This window comes from Thermoanaerobacter thermocopriae JCM 7501 (assembly GCF_001310975.1).
GTDB classification, from domain to species: Bacteria; Bacillota; Thermoanaerobacteria; order Thermoanaerobacterales; family Thermoanaerobacteraceae; genus Thermoanaerobacter; species Thermoanaerobacter thermocopriae.
The window spans coordinates 23,899-42,467 of sequence record NZ_BAZY01000004.1; the positions used below are offsets into that span (position 1 = coordinate 23,899).

The 18,569-nt window shown below is 34.4% G+C and carries 17 protein-coding genes and 5 pseudogenes; 20 read left to right on the forward strand and 2 right to left on the reverse strand.

Annotation, left to right across the window (positions count from 1 at the left end):
* Window positions 1-7: 7 nt before the first annotated feature.
* The 7 genes and pseudogenes from recG to JCM7501_RS02515 all read left to right on the forward strand — a co-directional run bounded on the left by recG (window position 8) and on the right by JCM7501_RS02515 (window position 5,390).
* Window positions 8-2,051 (forward strand): annotated as a pseudogene (recG, locus tag JCM7501_RS02485) (ATP-dependent DNA helicase RecG).
* A 17-nt stretch (window positions 2,052-2,068) separates the two neighbouring features.
* Entirely contained in the window at window positions 2,069-2,911 is an 843-nt protein-coding gene (locus tag JCM7501_RS02490) for a DegV family protein (RefSeq protein ID WP_028991669.1), read from the forward strand.
* A 115-nt stretch (window positions 2,912-3,026) separates the two neighbouring features.
* Window positions 3,027-3,254, forward strand: a complete 228-nt coding sequence (locus JCM7501_RS02495; protein ID WP_013150377.1) for an alpha/beta-type small acid-soluble spore protein — start codon at window positions 3,027-3,029, stop codon at window positions 3,252-3,254.
* A 173-nt stretch (window positions 3,255-3,427) separates the two neighbouring features.
* Window positions 3,428-3,655, forward strand: a complete 228-nt coding sequence (locus tag JCM7501_RS02500) for an alpha/beta-type small acid-soluble spore protein (protein WP_028991670.1) — start codon at window positions 3,428-3,430, stop codon at window positions 3,653-3,655.
* Window positions 3,656-3,876: 221 nt separating this feature from the next.
* Window positions 3,877-4,431: a 16S rRNA (guanine(966)-N(2))-methyltransferase RsmD gene (rsmD, locus tag JCM7501_RS02505; protein WP_028991671.1), complete on the forward strand. Its 555-nt coding sequence runs from the start codon at window positions 3,877-3,879 to the stop codon at window positions 4,429-4,431.
* Window positions 4,428-4,907: a pantetheine-phosphate adenylyltransferase gene (coaD, locus tag JCM7501_RS02510; RefSeq protein WP_028991672.1), complete on the forward strand. Its 480-nt coding sequence runs from the start codon at window positions 4,428-4,430 to the stop codon at window positions 4,905-4,907. The genes rsmD and coaD overlap by 4 nt, the downstream gene beginning before the upstream one ends.
* A gap of 18 nt (window positions 4,908-4,925) precedes the next feature.
* A complete protein-coding gene (locus tag JCM7501_RS02515) occupies window positions 4,926-5,390 on the forward strand; it encodes a hypothetical protein (RefSeq protein ID WP_028991673.1) in 465 nt (154 codons plus the stop codon).
* Here the strand turns inward: JCM7501_RS02515 and ylbJ are convergent.
* Window positions 5,391-6,572: pseudogene (gene ylbJ, locus JCM7501_RS02520) on the reverse strand (sporulation integral membrane protein YlbJ).
* A gap of 75 nt (window positions 6,573-6,647) precedes the next feature.
* Window positions 6,648-7,852, reverse strand: a pseudogene (locus tag JCM7501_RS02525) (nucleotidyltransferase).
* A 132-nt stretch (window positions 7,853-7,984) separates the two neighbouring features.
* On the opposite strand from JCM7501_RS02525, the gene pta reads away from it, so the two are divergent.
* From pta to rnc, 13 genes and pseudogenes are all read left to right on the forward strand, one after another.
* Complete coding sequence (gene pta / locus JCM7501_RS02530; protein ID WP_012995339.1) at window positions 7,985-8,977, forward strand: phosphate acetyltransferase; 993 nt, start codon at window positions 7,985-7,987, stop codon at window positions 8,975-8,977.
* 25 nt (window positions 8,978-9,002) lie between these two features.
* Window positions 9,003-10,208 (forward strand): acetate kinase, encoded by a 1,206-nt coding sequence (locus JCM7501_RS02535; RefSeq protein WP_028991676.1) that lies wholly within the window; start codon window positions 9,003-9,005, stop codon window positions 10,206-10,208.
* 70 nt (window positions 10,209-10,278) lie between these two features.
* The gene (locus JCM7501_RS02540) at window positions 10,279-10,764 is read left to right on the forward strand and encodes a YceD family protein (RefSeq protein ID WP_013150372.1); all 486 of its coding nucleotides are present in this window, start codon (window positions 10,279-10,281) and stop codon (window positions 10,762-10,764) included.
* Between the two features lie 17 nt (window positions 10,765-10,781).
* On the forward strand, window positions 10,782-10,964 hold the full coding sequence (gene rpmF / locus JCM7501_RS02545) for a 50S ribosomal protein L32 (RefSeq protein WP_012995336.1): 183 nt from the start codon (window positions 10,782-10,784) through the stop codon (window positions 10,962-10,964).
* A gap of 118 nt (window positions 10,965-11,082) precedes the next feature.
* The gene (fapR, locus tag JCM7501_RS02550; RefSeq protein WP_012995335.1) at window positions 11,083-11,685 is read left to right on the forward strand and encodes a transcription factor FapR; all 603 of its coding nucleotides are present in this window, start codon (window positions 11,083-11,085) and stop codon (window positions 11,683-11,685) included.
* Window positions 11,669-12,666 (forward strand): annotated as a pseudogene (plsX, locus tag JCM7501_RS02555) (phosphate acyltransferase PlsX). The gene fapR and the pseudogene plsX overlap by 17 nt, the downstream one beginning before the upstream one ends.
* Window positions 12,659-13,654, forward strand: a complete 996-nt coding sequence (locus JCM7501_RS02560; RefSeq protein WP_013150370.1) for a beta-ketoacyl-ACP synthase III — start codon at window positions 12,659-12,661, stop codon at window positions 13,652-13,654. Before plsX ends, JCM7501_RS02560 begins: the two are co-directional and overlap by 8 nt.
* A 12-nt stretch (window positions 13,655-13,666) precedes the next feature.
* Window positions 13,667-14,608 (forward strand): enoyl-[acyl-carrier-protein] reductase FabK, encoded by a 942-nt coding sequence (gene fabK, locus JCM7501_RS02565; protein WP_012995332.1) that lies wholly within the window; start codon window positions 13,667-13,669, stop codon window positions 14,606-14,608.
* A 4-nt stretch (window positions 14,609-14,612) separates the two neighbouring features.
* A complete protein-coding gene (fabD, locus tag JCM7501_RS02570; protein ID WP_028991677.1) occupies window positions 14,613-15,542 on the forward strand; it encodes an ACP S-malonyltransferase in 930 nt (309 codons plus the stop codon).
* Window positions 15,543-15,546: 4 nt separating this feature from the next.
* On the forward strand, window positions 15,547-16,290 hold the full coding sequence (gene fabG, locus JCM7501_RS02575; RefSeq protein ID WP_013150368.1) for a 3-oxoacyl-[acyl-carrier-protein] reductase: 744 nt from the start codon (window positions 15,547-15,549) through the stop codon (window positions 16,288-16,290).
* A 42-nt stretch (window positions 16,291-16,332) separates the two neighbouring features.
* Window positions 16,333-16,560 carry an acyl carrier protein gene (acpP, locus tag JCM7501_RS02580; protein ID WP_012995329.1) on the forward strand — a complete coding sequence of 76 codons (228 nt, stop codon included), beginning with the start codon at window positions 16,333-16,335 and terminating at the stop codon, window positions 16,558-16,560.
* 63 nt (window positions 16,561-16,623) lie between these two features.
* A complete protein-coding gene (gene fabF, locus JCM7501_RS02585) occupies window positions 16,624-17,853 on the forward strand; it encodes a beta-ketoacyl-ACP synthase II (RefSeq protein WP_028991678.1) in 1,230 nt (409 codons plus the stop codon).
* A pseudogene (gene rnc / locus JCM7501_RS15725) lies at window positions 17,825-18,563 on the forward strand (ribonuclease III). The gene fabF and the pseudogene rnc overlap by 29 nt, the downstream one beginning before the upstream one ends.
* Window positions 18,564-18,569: the final 6 nt, after the last annotated feature.

Consider the following 18,569-nt stretch of genomic DNA (forward strand, 5'->3'; position numbering starts at 1 on the left):
AAATGAAATGCCTTTAAATCTGGATATTCAGTACGTAAAAGGAGTTGGACCTAAAAGGGCAAAACTTCTTAAAAAATTGGGAATACAAACAGTAGAGGACTTATTATTTTATTTTCCTAAAGATTATGAAAATAGAGCAGTATTTTAAAAATTGAGGACTTAACAGTTGGAGAAAAACAAACTTTTAAAGGCTATATTGTAGGTAGTCCAAGAGAAATAAAGACTTCAAGGGTGATTATCACTAAAGTCCCTGTAAAAGATGGAACAGGCGCAGTAGAGTTAGTGTGGTATAATCAACCCTATATAAAGAATAACTTAAAAATTGGTGAAGAATATATAATAAACGGTAAATTACGAGTTAAGTATGGACAATTAATAGTAGAAAATCCTGTTATAGAAAAAAGTGAAGATTTTAAGTTAAACACAGGAAGGATAGTTCCTATTTATGGACTAACAGAAGGTTTGACACAAAATGCTATTAGAAAGATAATGTTTAATGCTCTTAAGGAGTATGTACAGGAAGTAGAAGAGTTTTTTGATGAAGAATTTCTATCTGAAAAAAGATTAATGGACATAAAAAGTGCACTAATTAATATAAATTTTCCCCAAAATGAAGCATATTTAGAGCAGGCAAAATACAGATTTAAATATCAAGAACTTTTTTTGCTGCAAATGGCTTTATTTCTAATGAAAGGATCTGCGAAAGAAAAAAAAGGAATAAAATTTGAACGGGTAGATTTAAAGCCTTTTATTATGGGATTGCCTTTTAAATTGACACAAGCACAGGTAAAAGTTTTAAAAGAAATAATTGCAGATATGAATTCTCACAAGGTGATGAATCGTTTGGTACAGGGAGACGTGGGCTCCGGAAAAACAGTTGTTGCAGCTTGCAGCATGTATATTGCTGTCAAGAATGGCTATCAAGTGGCAATGATGGCTCCAACGGAGATACTTGCAAAACAGCATTATTCTACGTTAAAAGAACTTTTTAAAAATACTGATATAAAAATTGGACTTTTATCTGGTAGCCTTTCACCTTCTAATAAAAAAGAAGTATTAGAAAAAATCAAAAAGGGAGATTACGATATTATAGTAGGGACACACGCTCTAATAGAAGATGATGTGGTTTTTAACAATTTAGGACTTTGTATAACTGATGAGCAGCACCGTTTTGGAGTGAGACAAAGGGCGCTTTTGACACAAAAAGGCAAAAACCTGATGTTTTGGTTATGACAGCTACACCAATTCCTCGTACCTTGGCTCTTATTCTATACGGAGATTTGGATATATCGATAATTGACCAATTACCTCCTGGAAGAAAAAAAGTCAAAACCTACGTTATTTCTTCTTCTGTGAGAAAAAAAGCCTACGAGTTTGCAATGAAGGAAGTGAAAAAGGGAAGACAAGTTTATGTAGTTTGTCCCCTAATTGAAGAATCGGATAAAATAAGTGCGATGTCTGCCGAAATAGTATATAGAGAAATTTATAAAGATGCTTTTAAGGAAGCTAAAGTAGGACTTTTACACGGTAAAATGGCGGACAGCGAGAAAGAAAAAGTTATGGAAGAATTTGTAAATGGCAAAATTGATATTTTAGTCTCTACCACAGTAATAGAGGTGGGGGTAAATGTACCTAATGCAACAGTGATGATTATAGAAAATGCAGAAAGGTTTGGACTTGCACAACTTCACCAATTAAGAGGCAGAGTTGGCAGGTCAGAATTTCAGTCTTACTGTATTTTAATCAGTTATTCTAATTCTGACGTAGCCAAAAAAAGACTGGGAGTTTTAGCTCAAACTTCTGATGGATTTAAAATTGCAGAAAAAGATTTAGAAATAAGAGGACCTGGTGAATTTTTAGGATTAAGACAGCATGGCCTTCCTGAATTTAAAATTGCTAACATTGTGGAGGATATAGATATTTTAAAGATAGTGCAAAAAGATGTAGAGGAGTTGCTTAAAAAAGACCCTAAACTTGAAAACTATCCTAAGATAAAAAATATTTTACTTAATCAGTTTTACCAAAAATTAGAAGGAATAATATTAAATTAGAGAAGGAGAATAGTAGTATGGAAAAGATAGCGATTGTCACAGATAGCTTGTCTGATATACCTGAGGATTTAATAAAAACTTATAGAATATTTGTAGTTCCTCTGACTATCAATATTGATGGTGTAAGTTATAAAGATGGAGAAGATATAACAAAAGAAGAATTTTATAGGCTTTTAAGAGAAGGAAAAATGCCTACAACTACTCAAGCTTCACCAGTAGAGTTTATGGAAACTTTTAAGGACTTGTTAAAAAGTTATGATTACGTAATTGCCATAATTTTATCATCAAAATTGAGTGGAACTTACCAATCTGCGGTGATTGCAAAAGATATGGTAGATCCAAAAAGAATTGAAGTTATTGATTCAAGACATTTTACATTAGGAAATGGTATGTTAGTTCTTCAGGCTGCTAAAATGGCAGTTGCGGGAGCTTCTAAGGAGGAAATTGTTCAAAAAGTGTATGATTTAACTCCTAAAATTAGGTATATAATGGTTTTTGATTCTCTGGACTATTTATACAGAGGAGGGCGTTTACCTAAAACGCAGGCATTTATTGGGAATATTTTGAATATAAAGCCTATTTTAATGAATGATGATGGAGAATTAAAAATAGTAGATAAGGTTAGAGGGCAAAAAAGAGTTATTCGCTGGATGATTGATTATATGAAAAATACAGGAGTAGATTTTACAGATAAAGAAGTGGGATTAATTCATACAGATAAAGAAGAATTTTTAAATGAAATAGAAGCTGCCTTAAGAAGTGAGTTAGGCATAACTAAATTTTTAAGGTCAAGAGCTGGATGTGGAATAGGTACTCATGCAGGGCCTGATGCGGCGGGAGTGTTTTTTGAGGAAAAATAAATTTTTATTATTTGCCATTTCAATCACTTTTATACATTTTTGAAAACAAATTTATAGTTTATAAAAAAGCAATTTGGTTAAATTAATAATACAAATACAAATGGAGGTGATTGAAATGGCTGTAGGTTCAGAAACCAGAAATCCTCTTGTGGTAAAAGAGGCAAAGCAAGTCATGAGCCAGTGGAAGTATGAAATAGCAAGAGAATTAGGAATAAATCCTCCAGCTGATGGTTATTGGGGTTATCTCACATCAAGAGATTGTGGGGCTGTAGGTGGCCATATGGTAAGAAAAATGATACAAATGGCAGAAAGTCAGATGGCCAGCAAAGGAACCTGGAAATAAATATATATTGATATATATAAAGATAATAAGGATAATGATATATGATATAAAGAAGATATCCCTAGTGGGTATCCTTCTTTATATCAAAAGGTATATATAACAATAGTTTACAGGTATATAAGCTAAATAGCGGGTTAAATTAATAATGGAACACGATTTAGGAGGTGAATAAAATGGCTGTAGGTTCAGAAACCAGAAATCCTCTTGTGGTAAAAGAGGCAAAGCAGGTTATGAGCCAGTGGAAGTATGAGATAGCTAATGAATTAGGAATAACTCCTCCGGCCGATGGCTACTGGGGTTATCTCACATCAAGAGATTGTGGGGCTGTAGGTGGCCATATGGTAAGAAAAATGATACAGATGGCAGAAAGCCAAATAGCCAGTAAAGGAACTTGGAAATAAGATAATTTACAATAAAAAGGGCAATCCTTGTGATTGCCCTTTTAAAATTTTAATCCAGGTAGTTGCCTACCTGGACTGGGAGAGGAGAAATTGAAGGAAGAATTTTGGGGAAATTTCTGTTCCCATAAATATTATTTGCCATTTTGAAAAAAATTTATACATATTTTTTACGATATTTTTTAAAAATATGCTAAAATAATTGGTGAAATGGGGGATTGCCTTTGAGAGTAATAGCAGGCAAGCTAAGAGGAAGAAAAATAAAATCTATAGAAGGCAGTGAAGTGAGGCCAACTGCCGATAGAGTTAAGGAATCATTATTTAATATATTGATGAACAAAATAGAAGGAAGTGTTTTTTTAGATTTGTTTGCGGGTACAGGGAATATAGGCATCGAAGCATTAAGCAGAGGGGCACAGTTTTGCTATTTTGTCGATAAAAGTTTAAAAAGTGTAAAATGTATAAGGGAAAATGTGGCCGAATTAAATTTAATACCTTTTGCTAAAATACTCCATCGAGATGTTTTAAAAGTTATTGAAATATTAGACCAAAATAATACAAAGTTTGATATAATATTTTTAGATCCCCCTTATTATCAAAACCTTGCCGAAAAAACTCTTATAAAGCTTGGAAAGGCAAAACTTTTGAAAAGAGGCGGCATTATAATAGCACAACATCATAAAAATGATAAAGTAAAAGAAACTTATGGAAATCTAGTAAAGGTAAGAGAAAATAAATATGGAGAAACAATACTATCATTTTATAAGGAGGAAACATGAAAACTGCAATTTATCCCGGGAGTTTTGACCCAGTCACCTATGGACACATTGATATTATAAAAAGAGGAGCAAATCTGTTTGATAAACTAATTGTAGCTGTACTTTTAAATCCTTCGAAAAAGCCCTTATTTTCGGTGGAAGAAAGGATAGAGCTTTTAAAAGCAGTAACTTGTGATATTCCCAATGTTGAGATTGATTATTTTGACGGTTTATTGGTAGAGTATGCTAAAAGAGTAAATGCTAATGCTATAATAAAAGGGTTGAGAATGGTCTCTGACTTTGAATATGAGTTTCAAATGGCTTTAATCAACAAAAAATTAAATCCTTCTGTTGAGACGGTTTTTTTGATGACTAGTGCAAAGTATGGATATCTAAGTTCTAGTGTTGTGAAAGAAATCGCTCAGTTTGGCGGTTGCCTTTCTGAGTTTGTACCAGAGATTGTAGCTCAAAAATTAAAGGAAAAGTTTTCAAGATAATTAAAGGGGGTTTTATTTTTGTCGAATATTAATGATTTAGAAGTTCTTAATCTTTTAGAAGAATTAGAAGACATTATAGAAAATAGTTCTTCTATTCCTCTTTCTGGCAAAGTTTTAATAAACAAAGAAGAAGTCTTGGAATTAATAAAGCAAATAAGAATAAAATTGCCAGACGAATTTAAAAGGGCGGAATGGATCAAACAAGAAAGGCAAAGAATTCTTTTAGAGGCACAACAGGAAGCAGAAATGATAATAAAAGAAGCTGAACAAAAGATTAAGGAAATGGTAAGTGAAAGTGAGATAGTTAAAAAGGCTGAAAAGACGGCAGCAGAAATAATTTCTACTGCCCAAGCTAATGCAAGGGAAATAAGGCTAGGAAGTAGAGAATATGCTGATGAATTGCTTGCTAAAATTGAGTTGCAAGTGTCTGAAATATTAGAAATTATTAAGAGAAATAGAGAAGAATTAAAAGGCAACAAATAGTTAGTGTTGTTGTAAATATTGTTTTAAAGCTATTGCAAAAAATAGGATGGTTAAAATAACAATTATGAAAATTATTGAAGAAAATTGAAATATGTCCCAGGAATTTTTGTAAGTATATGGGTTAAAAACATGGGAAATTTCATTGTCCTCTTGAAATTTTAATATAGTGAGTAACAAATGAGAATATAAAGCTGCAAGAAAAAATTGGATTGTTTTTGCAATGAAATAAGGAAAATATTTTATTTTTGTTTTTGCTATTACTCCTAATACTTGTCCATGTATTGATATTCCGCCCCATGCTATTATGGCGCTTGTTAATATAACTTTTTGTTCTAAAGGCGCAGAAACTTGGCTTATTAAGTTTGAACCTACCGTTATTTCCAAAAGACCGCTTATGAAAGCTGGTATTAAACTTTTATCAAAACCTAATAATACGAATATTGGAGATAAGAAGTAAGAGAGGAAATCTAAAATTTTATACAGTTTTAAAAATTCTATCACAACGGAAAAAAGTACAACATAACCTCCTATCATGATAATAGTATTTGTTGATTTAACGACAGCTTCTGACAGTATAGTGCTTAAACTTTTTTTTATTCTGTTCTGGTGTATAATTTATTTTTTTGATAGTAGCATTTAAAAATTTTTTTGTTGTGGGAGATGTTTTGTGAGAATTTTTTTTATAAAATCGAAAGAAAAGTCCTGTGGTTATAGCTGCGAAATAATTAGAAGCCATGATCATGTATCCGGCTTGTGGGCTACCAAACATGCCAATTGCGACAGCTCCCAACATGAATAGGGGGCCTGAGTTATTGCAAAAAGACATGAGCCTTTCAGCTTCTTCTGTTTTACATAAATTTTCTTCCCAAAGTCTTGATATTACCTGGCTCCTACTGGATAACCAGAAGTATATCCTATTGCCATTGCAAAGGAACCACTTCCCGGTACATTAAACAGGGGCCTCATTATAGGCTCTAAAAAAGTGCCTAAAAAATGCACTACTCCTAATTGTAAAAGAAGCTCTGAACCTATGAAAAAAGGAAGTAAAGAAGGGGTAATAGTAAAAAGCCAAAGGTTTATGCCGCCTTTAGCTGCTTCTAATGCTTCTTTAGGGAAAAGTATTAAAGATAGTACCATTAAAATTAAAAAAGAAATAAAAATATTTAAAAAGGTGTTTTTCAAGTTTTATCCCCACCTTGTTTTGTTGTCTATTATTATCTTATTTAAAGAGTTCTTTAAAAATGAATGGTGGGGAATTTAAAGTTTTATTAATGGATGTATAAATCTAAGCCAGCGATAGAAGAGTTTTTATAAGCTAAAGTATAGGTATCAGTAGCAAATAAATCTTTTTCGAACATTTTGGTATTAGATAGTTTGCTTTTATATTGTGATACTTTTGTGATGATAGGGAGAGAAGACTTTTTCTTAATTTCTTTTAACACTTTTTTGCCTTTTTCGTTAAAACCTAAAACTCTTATATAATTAGGACCGTCAAATTCTTCAAAAATTTGTTTATCTATCTTAAGTAAAAGATGAGTCAATATATGCTTTATTCTGCTTTCAGTGTATCGCTTTGATTTTATAAGTTTTATAAGTTCCTCAATATTGTTAGTTTTATAAGAAGCTTTGTAAATTTTGTTTTCCAAACCTTCCGAGACATCAAATATGTGATTAAGAGGAATGTGATTTCTTAAAAGATAAATTAAAATATTAGAAAAATCCTCTAAAGATACCGGCCCCTGTTTTTTTTCAAAAGAGCTTTGTAAAATTTCTTTTGAAAAATTTGGGATGTATTTTTCTAAGTCTTCTAGACCTTTTTCAAAAATATGCTTTCTTATGGAAGAGGCACTGGCGAATTCTCCTTTGAGTTCTAAAGAAGTATACAAAGAGCCTCTTCGCTTTATGGTAAAAGGTGTAATAGAACTATCTATTTTTTTTAGCGCTTTTAGGTATTCTATTGCTAAGATGTTGTTGGAGGTTTGTAAAATCTTTTCTATTTCATTGTTATTCGTAACTTTTTTTAATGCTAATTCGCGAGCTTTTGCAAAAGTGATACCGGTTTTTAAATATTCTTTTAATGCTTTTCTATAATGAATTGGTTCTTCTAAAAGTATCTCAGCAATTTTTATAAGTTCGCTTAACTCACCTTTTTCACTACCAAAAGAAATACAATCTATTATTTTTAAAGAGTCTAATAATTTCACTGCTCCATAAGCAAAATTTTCTGCAGTGGAGGTAGCGTATACTACTGGCAGCTCAATTACTAAGTCTACGCCAGCTTTTAAAGCCATCATAGTCCTTTTCCATTTGTCTACAATTGCTGGTTCTCCTCTTTGTACGAAATTTCCACTCATTACTGCTACAGTATAATCACATTTGGTTAATTCTTTTGAAGTTTGCAAATGGTAAAGGTGTCCGTTGTGAAAAGGATTGTATTCGACAATAATTCCCAAAATTTTCATATAACTTCTTATCCTTTCAAAAAATTTTTTAAGATATACTTATTATTTTACATAAAATATGATAAAATGTAAAAGGAAGATCGTGTATACAATATTACAGTTTTAAAATTAAAAAAGGAAAGGAGATTTTAAATGGCGCTAATGGATAGTATTATACAAAAAGCTAAAGCAAATAAAAAAAGAATTGTGCTTCCTGAGGGAAGTGAGTCTAGGACTTTAAAAGCTGTCGAAACGGTTATTAAAGAAGGTATCGCTGATGTAGTTTTGTTGGGAAAAGAAGAAGAAATAAAAGAAAAAGCAAAGGGGTTGGATATCTCGAAAGCAGAAATTATAGACCCTGAAAAGTCGCCTCTTTTACAAAAATATGCTGAAGAATATTATAATTTAAGAAAAAACAAAGGAGTAACAGAGGAACAGGCATATCAAATTATGAAAAATCCGATGTACTACGGTGTCATGATGGTTAAATTAGATGATGTGGATGGCATGGTATCTGGGGCGATTCACGCTACTGCTGATGTTTTCAGACCGGCTTTTCAAATTGTAAAAACTGCTCCAGGCGTCAAAGTAGTTTCTGGTGCCTTTATAATGGAAGTACCTAATTGTACTTATGGAAGCAATGGTGTGTTTATTTTTGCTGACTGTGCAATAAATCCTAATCCTACTGAAGAGGAATTAGCAGCAATTGCTATTGCTTCTGCCCATACAGCAAAGGTCCTTGCTGGGATTGAGCCTAGAATCGCTATGCTATCATTTTCTACAAAAGGAAGTGCAAACCATGAATTAGTAGATAAGGTGAAAAATGCAACAAAAATTGCAAAAGAATTGGCGCCTGATTTGCTAATTGATGGTGAGCTTCAATTAGATGCTGCGATTGTCAAAGAAGTAGGAGAGTTAAAGGCTCCAGGAAGTCCTGTTGCAGGAAATGCAAACGTGCTTGTTTTCCCAGATTTGCAAGCTGGAAACATTGGATATAAATTGGTACAGAGACTTGCTAAGGCTAATGCTATTGGACCAATTTCTCAAGGTCTTGCCAAACCCATCAATGACTTATCAAGGGGTTGCAGTGTAGAGGATATTGTTAATGTTATAGCAATAACTTGTGTACAAGCTCAAGGAGTGTAAAAATAACTTTAAGGAGGTAGTACATATGAAAATTTTAGTTATGAACTGTGGAAGTTCGTCATTAAAATATCAATTATTGGATATGGATAATGGAAAAGTTTTAGCAAAAGGGTTAGCGGAAAGAATAGGTATCAATAATTCTTTTTTAACTCATCAAGTAGAGGGAAAAGATAAAATAAAGATACAAAAAGATATGAAAAATCACAAAGAAGCTATACAAATTGTTTTAGAGACTTTAGCAGATAAAGAAATGGGAATATTAAAGGATATGAAAGAAATAGATGCAGTAGGACATAGAGTTGTGCACGGTGGAGAGTTTTTCACTGATTCTGTCTTGATTGACGAAGAGGTTATTAAAAAATTAGAAGCCTGTATTGACCTTGCACCTTTGCACAATCCTGCTAATATTGAGGGTATAAAAGCTTGTCAGCAGATAATGCCAGGGGTGCCGATGGCAGCGGTTTTTGATACGGCTTTCCATCAAACAATGCCAGATTACGCTTATATTTATCCCATTCCTTATGAATACTACGAAAAATACAGAATAAGAAGATATGGATTCCACGGGACTTCCCATAAATATGTTTCTTTAAGAGCTGCTGAAATATTAAATAGACCTATTGAAGAGCTAAAAATCATTACTTGCCATTTAGGGAATGGTTCTAGTATTGCTGCAATTAAAGGCGGTAAATCGATAGATACAAGTATGGGATTTACACCATTAGAAGGGCTGGCTATGGGTACAAGGTCTGGGAATGTTGATCCTTCAATTATAACTTTCTTAATGGAAAAAGAAGGGTTAACTGCTGAAGAAATTATAGAGATATTCAATAGAAAATCAGGAGTATACGGAATTTCAGGAATAAGCAGTGACTTTCGAGATTTAGAAAACGCAGCCTTTAATGAAGGGAATAAAAGGGCAATGCTGGCGTTGAAAGTTTTTGCTTATAGGGTGAAAAAGACAATAGGTTCTTACGCAGCTGTTATGGGTGGTGTTGATGTTATTGTATTTACTGCTGGAATTGGGGAGAATGGACCGGAGATAAGAGAGTTTATTTTAGAGGATTTGGAGTTTTTGGGTGTAAAATTGGACAAAGAAAAAAATAAGGTGAGAGGAAAAGAGGAAATTATATCTACTCAAGATTCAAAAGTTAAAGTTATGGTTATTCCCACAAATGAAGAATATATGATAGCTAAAGATACTGAAAAATTGGTAAAAGGTTTAAAGTAGATAATCTTGACAACGGGTTGCGAGGTTAGTATAATAGGGATGTCAATTATTTTAAGGTGTGTGAAGAAAAATGAAAGTCGATCTATTAAAAATCAAAGGACAGCTTGGCCGCAGCATAAATATAGACTATGTGGAAGACGTTGAGAGCATTGGATTTAAAGGAGAAGAATATAAGATTATAATTCCTCTACATGTAAAAGGTACTATTACGGCACAAAAAGAAGGTTTTTTTGCAGAACTTGATATTACAGGCAGTATAAATGCTGTATGTGACAGATGTTTGAAAGAGTTCATTTATAATCTAGACCTTAAATTAAGAGAATATGTAGAGGATTTAGTAGACGGCAAAGTAGATGACAGTTTTTATGAAAATTTTGATTTAACTACTTTTGTAGTCCAGTTTGTCATATTGTCATTACCAATGAAATTTTTGTGCAAAGAAGATTGCAAAGGCTTGTGTCCTGTTTGCGGTGCCAATTTAAACCATCAATCCTGTAGTTGCAAGCGAGAAGATATTGATCCGCGGCTTACCGTCCTTTCTAAACTACTGCAATAGATGTAGGAGGTGTTAAGATGGCTGTTCCAAAGAGGAGAATATCAAAGGCTAGAAGAGATACCAGGAGGAATAATAGTTATAAAATAGCTGCACCGGCTTACGTTTTATGCCCAAGATGCCATGAACCTAAGCTCCCTCATAGAGTATGTCCTAATTGCGGCTATTACAAAGGGAGAGAGGTAATAAAAGTAGAAGAATAAGACTAAAAAAAGTAGTAATAGGAAAAGACCTATTACTACTTTTTAGTTGATTTTACAAAAAAAATAATTTATAATTTTGGGTAGGTCATAAAAACAACTAATATCTGGAGCTGGTAATATGACTGTGCGAATGAGTAAAGTAGAAAGACAAAAACTTCTAAAAGAAAAAATAAATACTAACCCCTTTTATACTGATGACGAGTTAGCAGAAATGTTTGGAGTAAGTGTACAAACTATAAGACTTGACAGGATGGAATTAGGAATCCCCGAAGTTAGAGAGCGTATAAAAAGTGTTGCAGAAGAAAATTATCAAAAAGTGAGAACTATTACAGGAAGTGAAGTAGTTGGAGAACTAATAGACTTAGAATTAGGTAAAAGGGGTATTTCGATTTTTGAGCCTACAGAAGATATGGTTTTTGTCAAAACAAAAATTGTGAAGGGGCAATACATTTATTCACAGGCTGAGTCTTTAGCTATGTCTGTTATTGATGCCTCTGCTGCTTTAATTGGAGTGGCAAACATAAAGTACAAGTTTCCCGTTAAAGTAGGAGATAGACTTGTGGCGAAAGCCGAAGTGATACGTCAAAGAGGAAACAAATATTTTGTCTGGGTTAAGATAAAAGTTAAGGACAGGGAAGTATTCAGAGGTAAGTTCATTTTAGTAGCCATTGATGAGGATTTTCTAAAAAAAAGGAGTGACACTGTTGAGGTTAGCGATTGATGCTATGGGTGGTGACTATGCCCAGAGGAGATAATTAAAGGCAGCTTAGAGGCATTACGGCATTTTCAAGACTTAGAGATAGTACTTATTGGGAGAAATGAAGTTTTACGTAGTCTTGAAGGAAAGGATAAAAGGCTTAATCTCGTCTATACTTCAGAAGTTATTGAAAATGATGAAGCGCCTGTTACGGCTGTTAGAAGGAAAAAAGATTCCTCTATGGTAATAGGCCTACAGCTTCTTAAAGATGAGGAAGTGGACGCTTTTTTATCAGCTGGCAATACAGGTGCTTTAATGGCAGGAGCATTACTTACTTTAGGGCGTATCAAGGGAATTGACAGACCTGCTCTAGCTCCAATACTTCCTACTTTAAATGGGGCTACTGTGTTATTAGATGCAGGTTCTAATACTAATTGTGATGCTCAAAATTTGATACAGTTTGCTGTCATGGGAAATGTTTATGCACAAAAAATGTTTGGGATTAAAAGCCCAAGAGTAGGGCTTTTTAATATAGGAGCAGAAGAGGAAAAAGGTAATGAAGTAGTAAAAAAGGCTTTTGAAGAACTTAAAAAATCAAAACTAAATTTTATAGGAAATGTAGAGGGAAGAGATATTCCCTACGGCGTCTGTGAAGTTGTAGTCTGCGATGGGTTTGTGGGAAATGCTATACTAAAGTCTATGGAAGGAATCGCTTCTGTAATTTCTCAACTTTTAAAGGAAGAGTTGACACGAAATATTTTTACTAAAATAGGAGCTCTTTTAATAATGAGGGGACTTAAGAGAATAACTAAAAAAATGGATTACACCGAATATGGAGGAGCACCTCTTTTGGGAATAAAAAAACCAGTCATAAAAGCTCATGGCAACTCAAAAGCAAAGGCTATTTTTAATGCGATAAAACAGGCTAAAAATTTTGTAGATAATGATGTGTTAAATCACATAAAAAAAGAAATTGAGTCAATGGGAGATGAGTTAAGTGGGTAAAAAATTTGCTGCAGGAATTTTAGGAACGGGTAGTTACGTTCCAGAAAAAGTTTTGACTAATTCCGATTTAGAAAAAATGGTAGATACTTCTGATGAATGGATTACAACGAGGACAGGAATTAAAGAGAGGCGCATTGCAGATCCTTCACAAGCAGCTTCTGATTTAGGAATTGAAGCTGCAAGAAAAGCTTTGGAAGATGCTAAAATTGCCCCTTCAGAAATTGATATGATTATTGTTGCAACTGTGACACCTGATATGAATTTTCCATCTACTGCTTGCATAATTCAAGCTAATTTGGGTGCATCCAACGCAGCTGCTTTTGATATCTCTGTTGGATGTTCAGGTTTCATATATGGTCTTGCTATTGCTCAACAATTTGTAGAGACTGGTATGTATAACAAAATATTAGTTATTGGAGCAGAAACTTTGTCTAAAATTACTAATTGGAAAGACAGAAACACTTGTGTCCTCTTTGGGGATGGAGCAGGAGCAGCTGTGGTAGGAAGAGTAGAAAGCGGATATGGAATTTTGAGTACTTATTTGGGAGCTGATGGAACTGGTGGAAAACACTTGTACATGCCCGCAGGAGGTTCAAGAATGCCTGCTAGTGAAGAGACTGTAAAGAAAAATTTACATACTATTTTTATGGAAGGACAAGAAGTATTTAAGTTTGCTGTAAAAGTAATGGATAGCGCTACTATTGAGGCATTAAACCGATGTGGCCTAAAACCAGAAGATATCGATATGCTTATACCTCATCAAGCGAATACAAGAATAATTGAAGCAGCAAGAAAAAGGCTAAAACTTAGCGATGATAAAGTTTATATAAATCTTGATAAATACGGTAACACATCTGCAGCCTCTGTTGCTATAGCTTTAGATGAGGCATATAGGAAAGGACTTATTAAAAAAGGTGATATTATACTTACAGTTGCTTTTGGTGCAGGTTTGACTTGGGGCTCAAGTGTTATAAAATGGAGTAAGTAAGGAGTGAAAGATATGTTTAAAACGGAAATAGTAGAAATGCTCAATATAAAATATCCGATATTTCAAGGTGGAATGGCATGGGTAGCGACTGCAGAACTAGCTGCTGCAGTGTCAAATGCAGGAGGTTTAGGAATAATAGGAGCAGGTAATGCACCTGCCAGTTTTGTAAGGGAACAAATACGGAAGGCAAGAGAACTTACTGATAAACCTTTTGGTGTCAACGTAATGCTTTTGTCTCCTTTTGTTGATGAAGTTATGGAGGTTATTTTAGAAGAAAAAATAGATGTCATAACTACTGGAGCAGGAAATCCAGGCAAGTACATACCAAGACTTAAAGAGCGGGGTATCAAAGTAATTCCTGTTGTGCCTTCAGTAGCCTTAGCAAAAAGAATGGAGGACATTGGGGTAGATGCTGTTATTGCTGAAGGAACAGAATCGGGAGGTCATATTGGGGAATTGACAACTTTAGCATTAGTACCTCAAGTAGTGGATGCTGTGAAAATTCCAGTCATCGCTGCAGGAGGTATTGCTGATGGACGCGGTTTAGCTGCAGCTTTTTGCTTAGGTGCTTCGGGAGTTCAAATAGGAACACGGTTTGTATGTTCTACTGAATGTACTGCTCATCCTCGTTACAAAGAATATATTTTAAAGGCAAAAGACAGAGATGCTGTGGTTACTGGGAGAAGCACTGGCCATCCGGTCAGGTCCTTAAAAAACAAACTGACAAGAGAATTTGAAAAATTAGAACAAATGGGAGCTTCTAAGGAACAATTAGAAAAATTAGGAGAAGGAAAATTAAGAGCAGCGGTAGTAGACGGTGATGTAGAATATGGCTCTGTGATGGCAGGACAAATTGCTGGCCTTATAAATGACATTAAACCTGTAAAAGAGATAATAGAGGACATAATGAAACAAGCCAGTGAGGTTATTGGCAATTTGTATAAAATGAGGTGAAAAAATGAAAATAGCTTTTATTTACCCAGGGCAAGGTTCCCAATATGCTGGGATGGGCAAAGAAATATACCAAAGATACCAGGAAGCAAGAGAGATTTTTGAAAGGGCCGATGAAGCTTTGGGATTTAGTATATCTAAACTTTGTTTTGAAGGGCCAGAAGAAGAACTTCTAAAAACAGAAAATACTCAGCCGGCCATTTTAACGGTTTCTGTTGCTTTAACAAAGGTTTTGCAAAATAGAGGGATAAATGCTGAGGTTACTGCAGGATTGAGTTTAGGAGAGTATTCCTCTTTAGTATTGGCTGAAGCTTTGGATTTTGAAGATGCAGTTAGACTTGTGAAAAATAGAGGGAAATATATGCAGGGAGTGGTACCCCAAGGAGTGGGTACTATGGCAGCAATATTGGGACTTGAAAATGAAGTAGTAGAAGAGATTTGCCGTATTGCATCACAAGTTGGAATAGTAGAACCTGCCAATTATAACTGTCCAGGACAATTAGTTATATCCGGAGAAGTAAAAGCCGTGGAAAAAGCAGTGGAGCTAGCCAAAGAAAAAGGTGCAAAAAGAGCAGTAGTATTGGCAGTAAGTGCCCCTTTTCATTGCAGCATGCTAAGAAAAGCAGGAGAACTTTTGGAGAAGGATTTGGGAAAAATAGAAATAAGAGAGTTAAAAATTCCTGTAATATCAAATGTGACAGCTAACTATCTTACAAGGGAAGAAATTAAAGAATTGCTCATAAAACAAGTGAGTCATCCTGTGCTATGGGAACAATCTGTAAAAAGAATGATTGAGGATGGTGTAGATATTTTTGTTGAAATAGGTCCGGGAAAAACTCTTACAGGTTTTGTTAAAAAGATTGACAGAACCAAAGATGCTTATAATTTTGAAGATGAGGAGTCACTTTTGAAGACTCTCTCTGCTTTGGAGGGATAAGAATATGGAAACTGAAAGAAAAACTGCTTTTATAACAGGGGGGTCTCGTGGTATTGGGCGAGCAATTGCTCGGCGTTTAGCAAAAGATGGATTTAATATTGTGATCAACTATTCCAAAAGCGACAGAAGTGCTGAAGAGGTGGTAAGAGAAGTAAAAGAGTATGGAGTAGAAGCAATGGCTATCAAATGTGATGTCTCTAAATACGATGAGGTAGAAAAAGCAATAGATAAAATTGTAGAAGAATTTGGTAGTATAGATGTTGTGGTAAATAATGCGGGAATTACAAAGGATAATTTAATTTTGAAGATGGATGAAAGCGAGTGGGACCAAGTAATAGATGTAAATTTAAAAGGTACGTTTAATGTAATAAAATTTGCATCAAAGTATATGATAAAAAAGAGAAAAGGGAAGATAATAAATATTACATCAGTTGTGGGATTAATGGGAAATGCAGGTCAAGCTAATTATGCTGCTTCTAAAGCAGGAATGATAGGACTTACCAAATCCGTTGCAAAAGAGTTGGCGAGTCGGGGAATAACAGTAAATGCTGTAGCTCCTGGCTTCATTGAAACGGATATGACAAGTGTGTTAAAAGATGAAATAAAAGAAAAGATGTTAAAGAGCATTCCTCTAAAAAGAGCTGGAAAACCGGAGGATGTTGCTGAATTGGTTGCTTTTTTGGCAAGTCCTGCTTCAGATTATATTACTGGGCAAGTAATAAATGTTGACGGAGGAATGGTTATGTAATATTATCATAATGTATAATTTTTGAGAGGAGGTGAAAAAGGTATGATTTTTGAAAAAGTAAGGGACATAATAGCTGAACAACTTGGCATTGATCCGGATGAAATAACGATGGAGTCATCTTTTATAGATGATTTAGGAGCAGACTCTTTGGACATAGTAGAGCTTATAATGGCTCTGGAAGAAGAGTTTGATATTGAAATTCCTGATGAAGATGCGGAAAAGATTAAAACGGTAGGTGATGTAGTAGAATACTTAAGCAATCTTGAATAGTTGAGGTCCCGCCTTGCGGGACTTTATACCATATATTTTTACCCTATGTTGGAGGTTTAACTTATGAACAGAGTAGTTGTAACGGGAGTAGGAGTCATTACACCTTTGGGTAATACTGTAGAAAAATTTTGGAATTCGTTAATAAATGGTGAGTCTGGAATAGACACTGTTACTAAGTTTGACGTGTCAGAATTTCCTACTAAGGTAGCGGCAGAAGTGAAAGATTTTGAACCAACTTTATATATAGACAAAAAAGAAGCAAGAAGAATGGATAGGTTTATCCAGTTTGCCGTTGCTAGTGCGAAGTTGGCATTAGAGGATTCACGAATTGACCTTTCTAAAGTTGATTTAAACAGGTTTGGAGTCATTTACGGTACAGGCATAGGGGGAATGGAAACTCTTGAAAATCAAATAAAAATTATGTATGAAAAAGGCCCCGGGAAAGTAAGTCCTTTCTTTATTCCCATGATGATAGCAAATATGGCAGCGGGTCAAATTGCAATAACTTTTGGATTAAAAGGGATAAACGAGACTATAGTAAATGCTTGTGCTTCCAGTACTAATGCTATAGGAGAAGCTTTTAAAGCCATTCAACGGGGAGAAGCAGACCTTATAGTTACAGGAGGTACCGAAGCAGCTATAACTCCAATGTCTTTCGCAGGCTTTTGTGCAATGAAAGCAATGTCTACAAATGAGGACCCTAAAAAAGCCTCCCGTCCTTTTGACTTAAATAGAGATGGCTTTGTAATGGGGGAAGGGTCTGCCAGCTTAATTTTAGAATCTTTAGAACATGCGCAAAAAAGAGGAGCTAAAATTTATGCAGAGATAATAGGTTATGGTGCTACAGATGATGCTTACCACATAACTGCTCCTGCGCCAGAAGGAGAAGGAGCTGCTCGTGCAATGGAAGCAGCTTTAAAGGACGGAAAAGTAAGTTTTGAAATGATAGATTATATCAACGCTCATGGAACTTCCACTGAATATAACGACAAATTTGAAACAATGGCTATAAAGAAGGTCTTTAAAGACCATGCGTATAAACTCTATGTAAGCTCTATCAAGTCTATGGTAGGTCATTTATTAGGAGCAGCAGGTGCAGTAGAGGCTGTTGCTACTGTTTTGACTATAAAAAATGGCATTATACCCCCTACTATTAATTATGAAACTCCCGATCCAGACTGCGATTTAAATTATGTGCCTAACGAGGCTATAGAGAAAGAAGTAAATTATGCGATTTCTAATTCCTTTGGCTTTGGAGGACATAATGGGACAATACTTTTTAAAAAATTTTAAAAGAGGTATGGAAGTGAAAAGAAAAAATTTGTCTGAATTAGAAAAGAAAATTAATTATAGCTTTAAAAATAAAGATTTGCTTATTGAGGCTTTAACTCACAGTTCATGGGCTCACGAAGGTAAAAATAGCAAGATTAGCAATGAAAGATTGGAGTTTTTAGGAGATTCTGTTCTAAGCCTTGTAATAAGTGAGTATTTGTACAAGAATAGAAAAGATTTAGAAGAAGGTTCTCTTTCTAAATATAGAGCTGAAATAGTTTGTGAGCCCTCTCTTGCTAGATGTGCAAGAGAAATAGGGTTAGGCAATTTTTTGCTCATTGGTAAGGGAGAAGAAATGACTGGAGGAAGAGAAAGAGATTCACTTCTTGCAGATGCTATGGAGCGCTGCTGGCTGCTGTATATCTGGATGGAGGATTAGAAGTCGTTCGCAATATAATCTTAGATTTATTTAGAATATCATTGAAGAAGTATTAGAAGGACTTATTTATCGTGACTATAAGACCAAGTTGCAAGAAGTTGTTCAAAGTATGGGAATAGGGAAAATCACTTATGAACTTGTAAAAGAAATAGGACCTGACCACAACAAAACTTTTATCACCAAAGTGCGAATTGGAGATGTAGTTTTAGGAGAAGGTTATGGTAAAAGTAAAAAAGAAGCTGAACAAGCTGCTGCTATGGAAGCATTGGTTAAATTGGGTATATTAAAATGAAGACAA

Excerpts from the sequence above, each read along its gene's own strand:
- JCM7501_RS02535 (WP_028991676.1), top strand. The coding sequence starts at position 9,003 with ATGAAAATTTTAGTTATGAACTGTGGAAGTTCGTCATTAAAATATCAA.
- acpP (WP_012995329.1), top strand. The coding sequence starts at position 16,333 with ATGATTTTTGAAAAAGTAAGGGACATAATAGCTGAACAACTTGGCATT.
- JCM7501_RS02540 (WP_013150372.1), top strand. The coding sequence starts at position 10,279 with ATGAAAGTCGATCTATTAAAAATCAAAGGACAGCTTGGCCGCAGCATA.
- rpmF (WP_012995336.1), top strand. The coding sequence starts at position 10,782 with ATGGCTGTTCCAAAGAGGAGAATATCAAAGGCTAGAAGAGATACCAGG.
- coaD (WP_028991672.1), top strand. The coding sequence starts at position 4,428 with ATGAAAACTGCAATTTATCCCGGGAGTTTTGACCCAGTCACCTATGGA.
- fabG (WP_013150368.1), top strand. The coding sequence starts at position 15,547 with ATGGAAACTGAAAGAAAAACTGCTTTTATAACAGGGGGGTCTCGTGGT.
- JCM7501_RS02500 (WP_028991670.1), top strand. The coding sequence starts at position 3,428 with ATGGCTGTAGGTTCAGAAACCAGAAATCCTCTTGTGGTAAAAGAGGCA.
- JCM7501_RS02495 (WP_013150377.1), top strand. The coding sequence starts at position 3,027 with ATGGCTGTAGGTTCAGAAACCAGAAATCCTCTTGTGGTAAAAGAGGCA.
- fapR (WP_012995335.1), top strand. The coding sequence starts at position 11,083 with ATGACTGTGCGAATGAGTAAAGTAGAAAGACAAAAACTTCTAAAAGAA.
- JCM7501_RS02490 (WP_028991669.1), top strand. The coding sequence starts at position 2,069 with ATGGAAAAGATAGCGATTGTCACAGATAGCTTGTCTGATATACCTGAG.
- fabK (WP_012995332.1), top strand. The coding sequence starts at position 13,667 with ATGTTTAAAACGGAAATAGTAGAAATGCTCAATATAAAATATCCGATA.
- fabF (WP_028991678.1), top strand. The coding sequence starts at position 16,624 with ATGAACAGAGTAGTTGTAACGGGAGTAGGAGTCATTACACCTTTGGGT.
- fabD (WP_028991677.1), top strand. The coding sequence starts at position 14,613 with ATGAAAATAGCTTTTATTTACCCAGGGCAAGGTTCCCAATATGCTGGG.
- pta (WP_012995339.1), top strand. The coding sequence starts at position 7,985 with ATGGCGCTAATGGATAGTATTATACAAAAAGCTAAAGCAAATAAAAAA.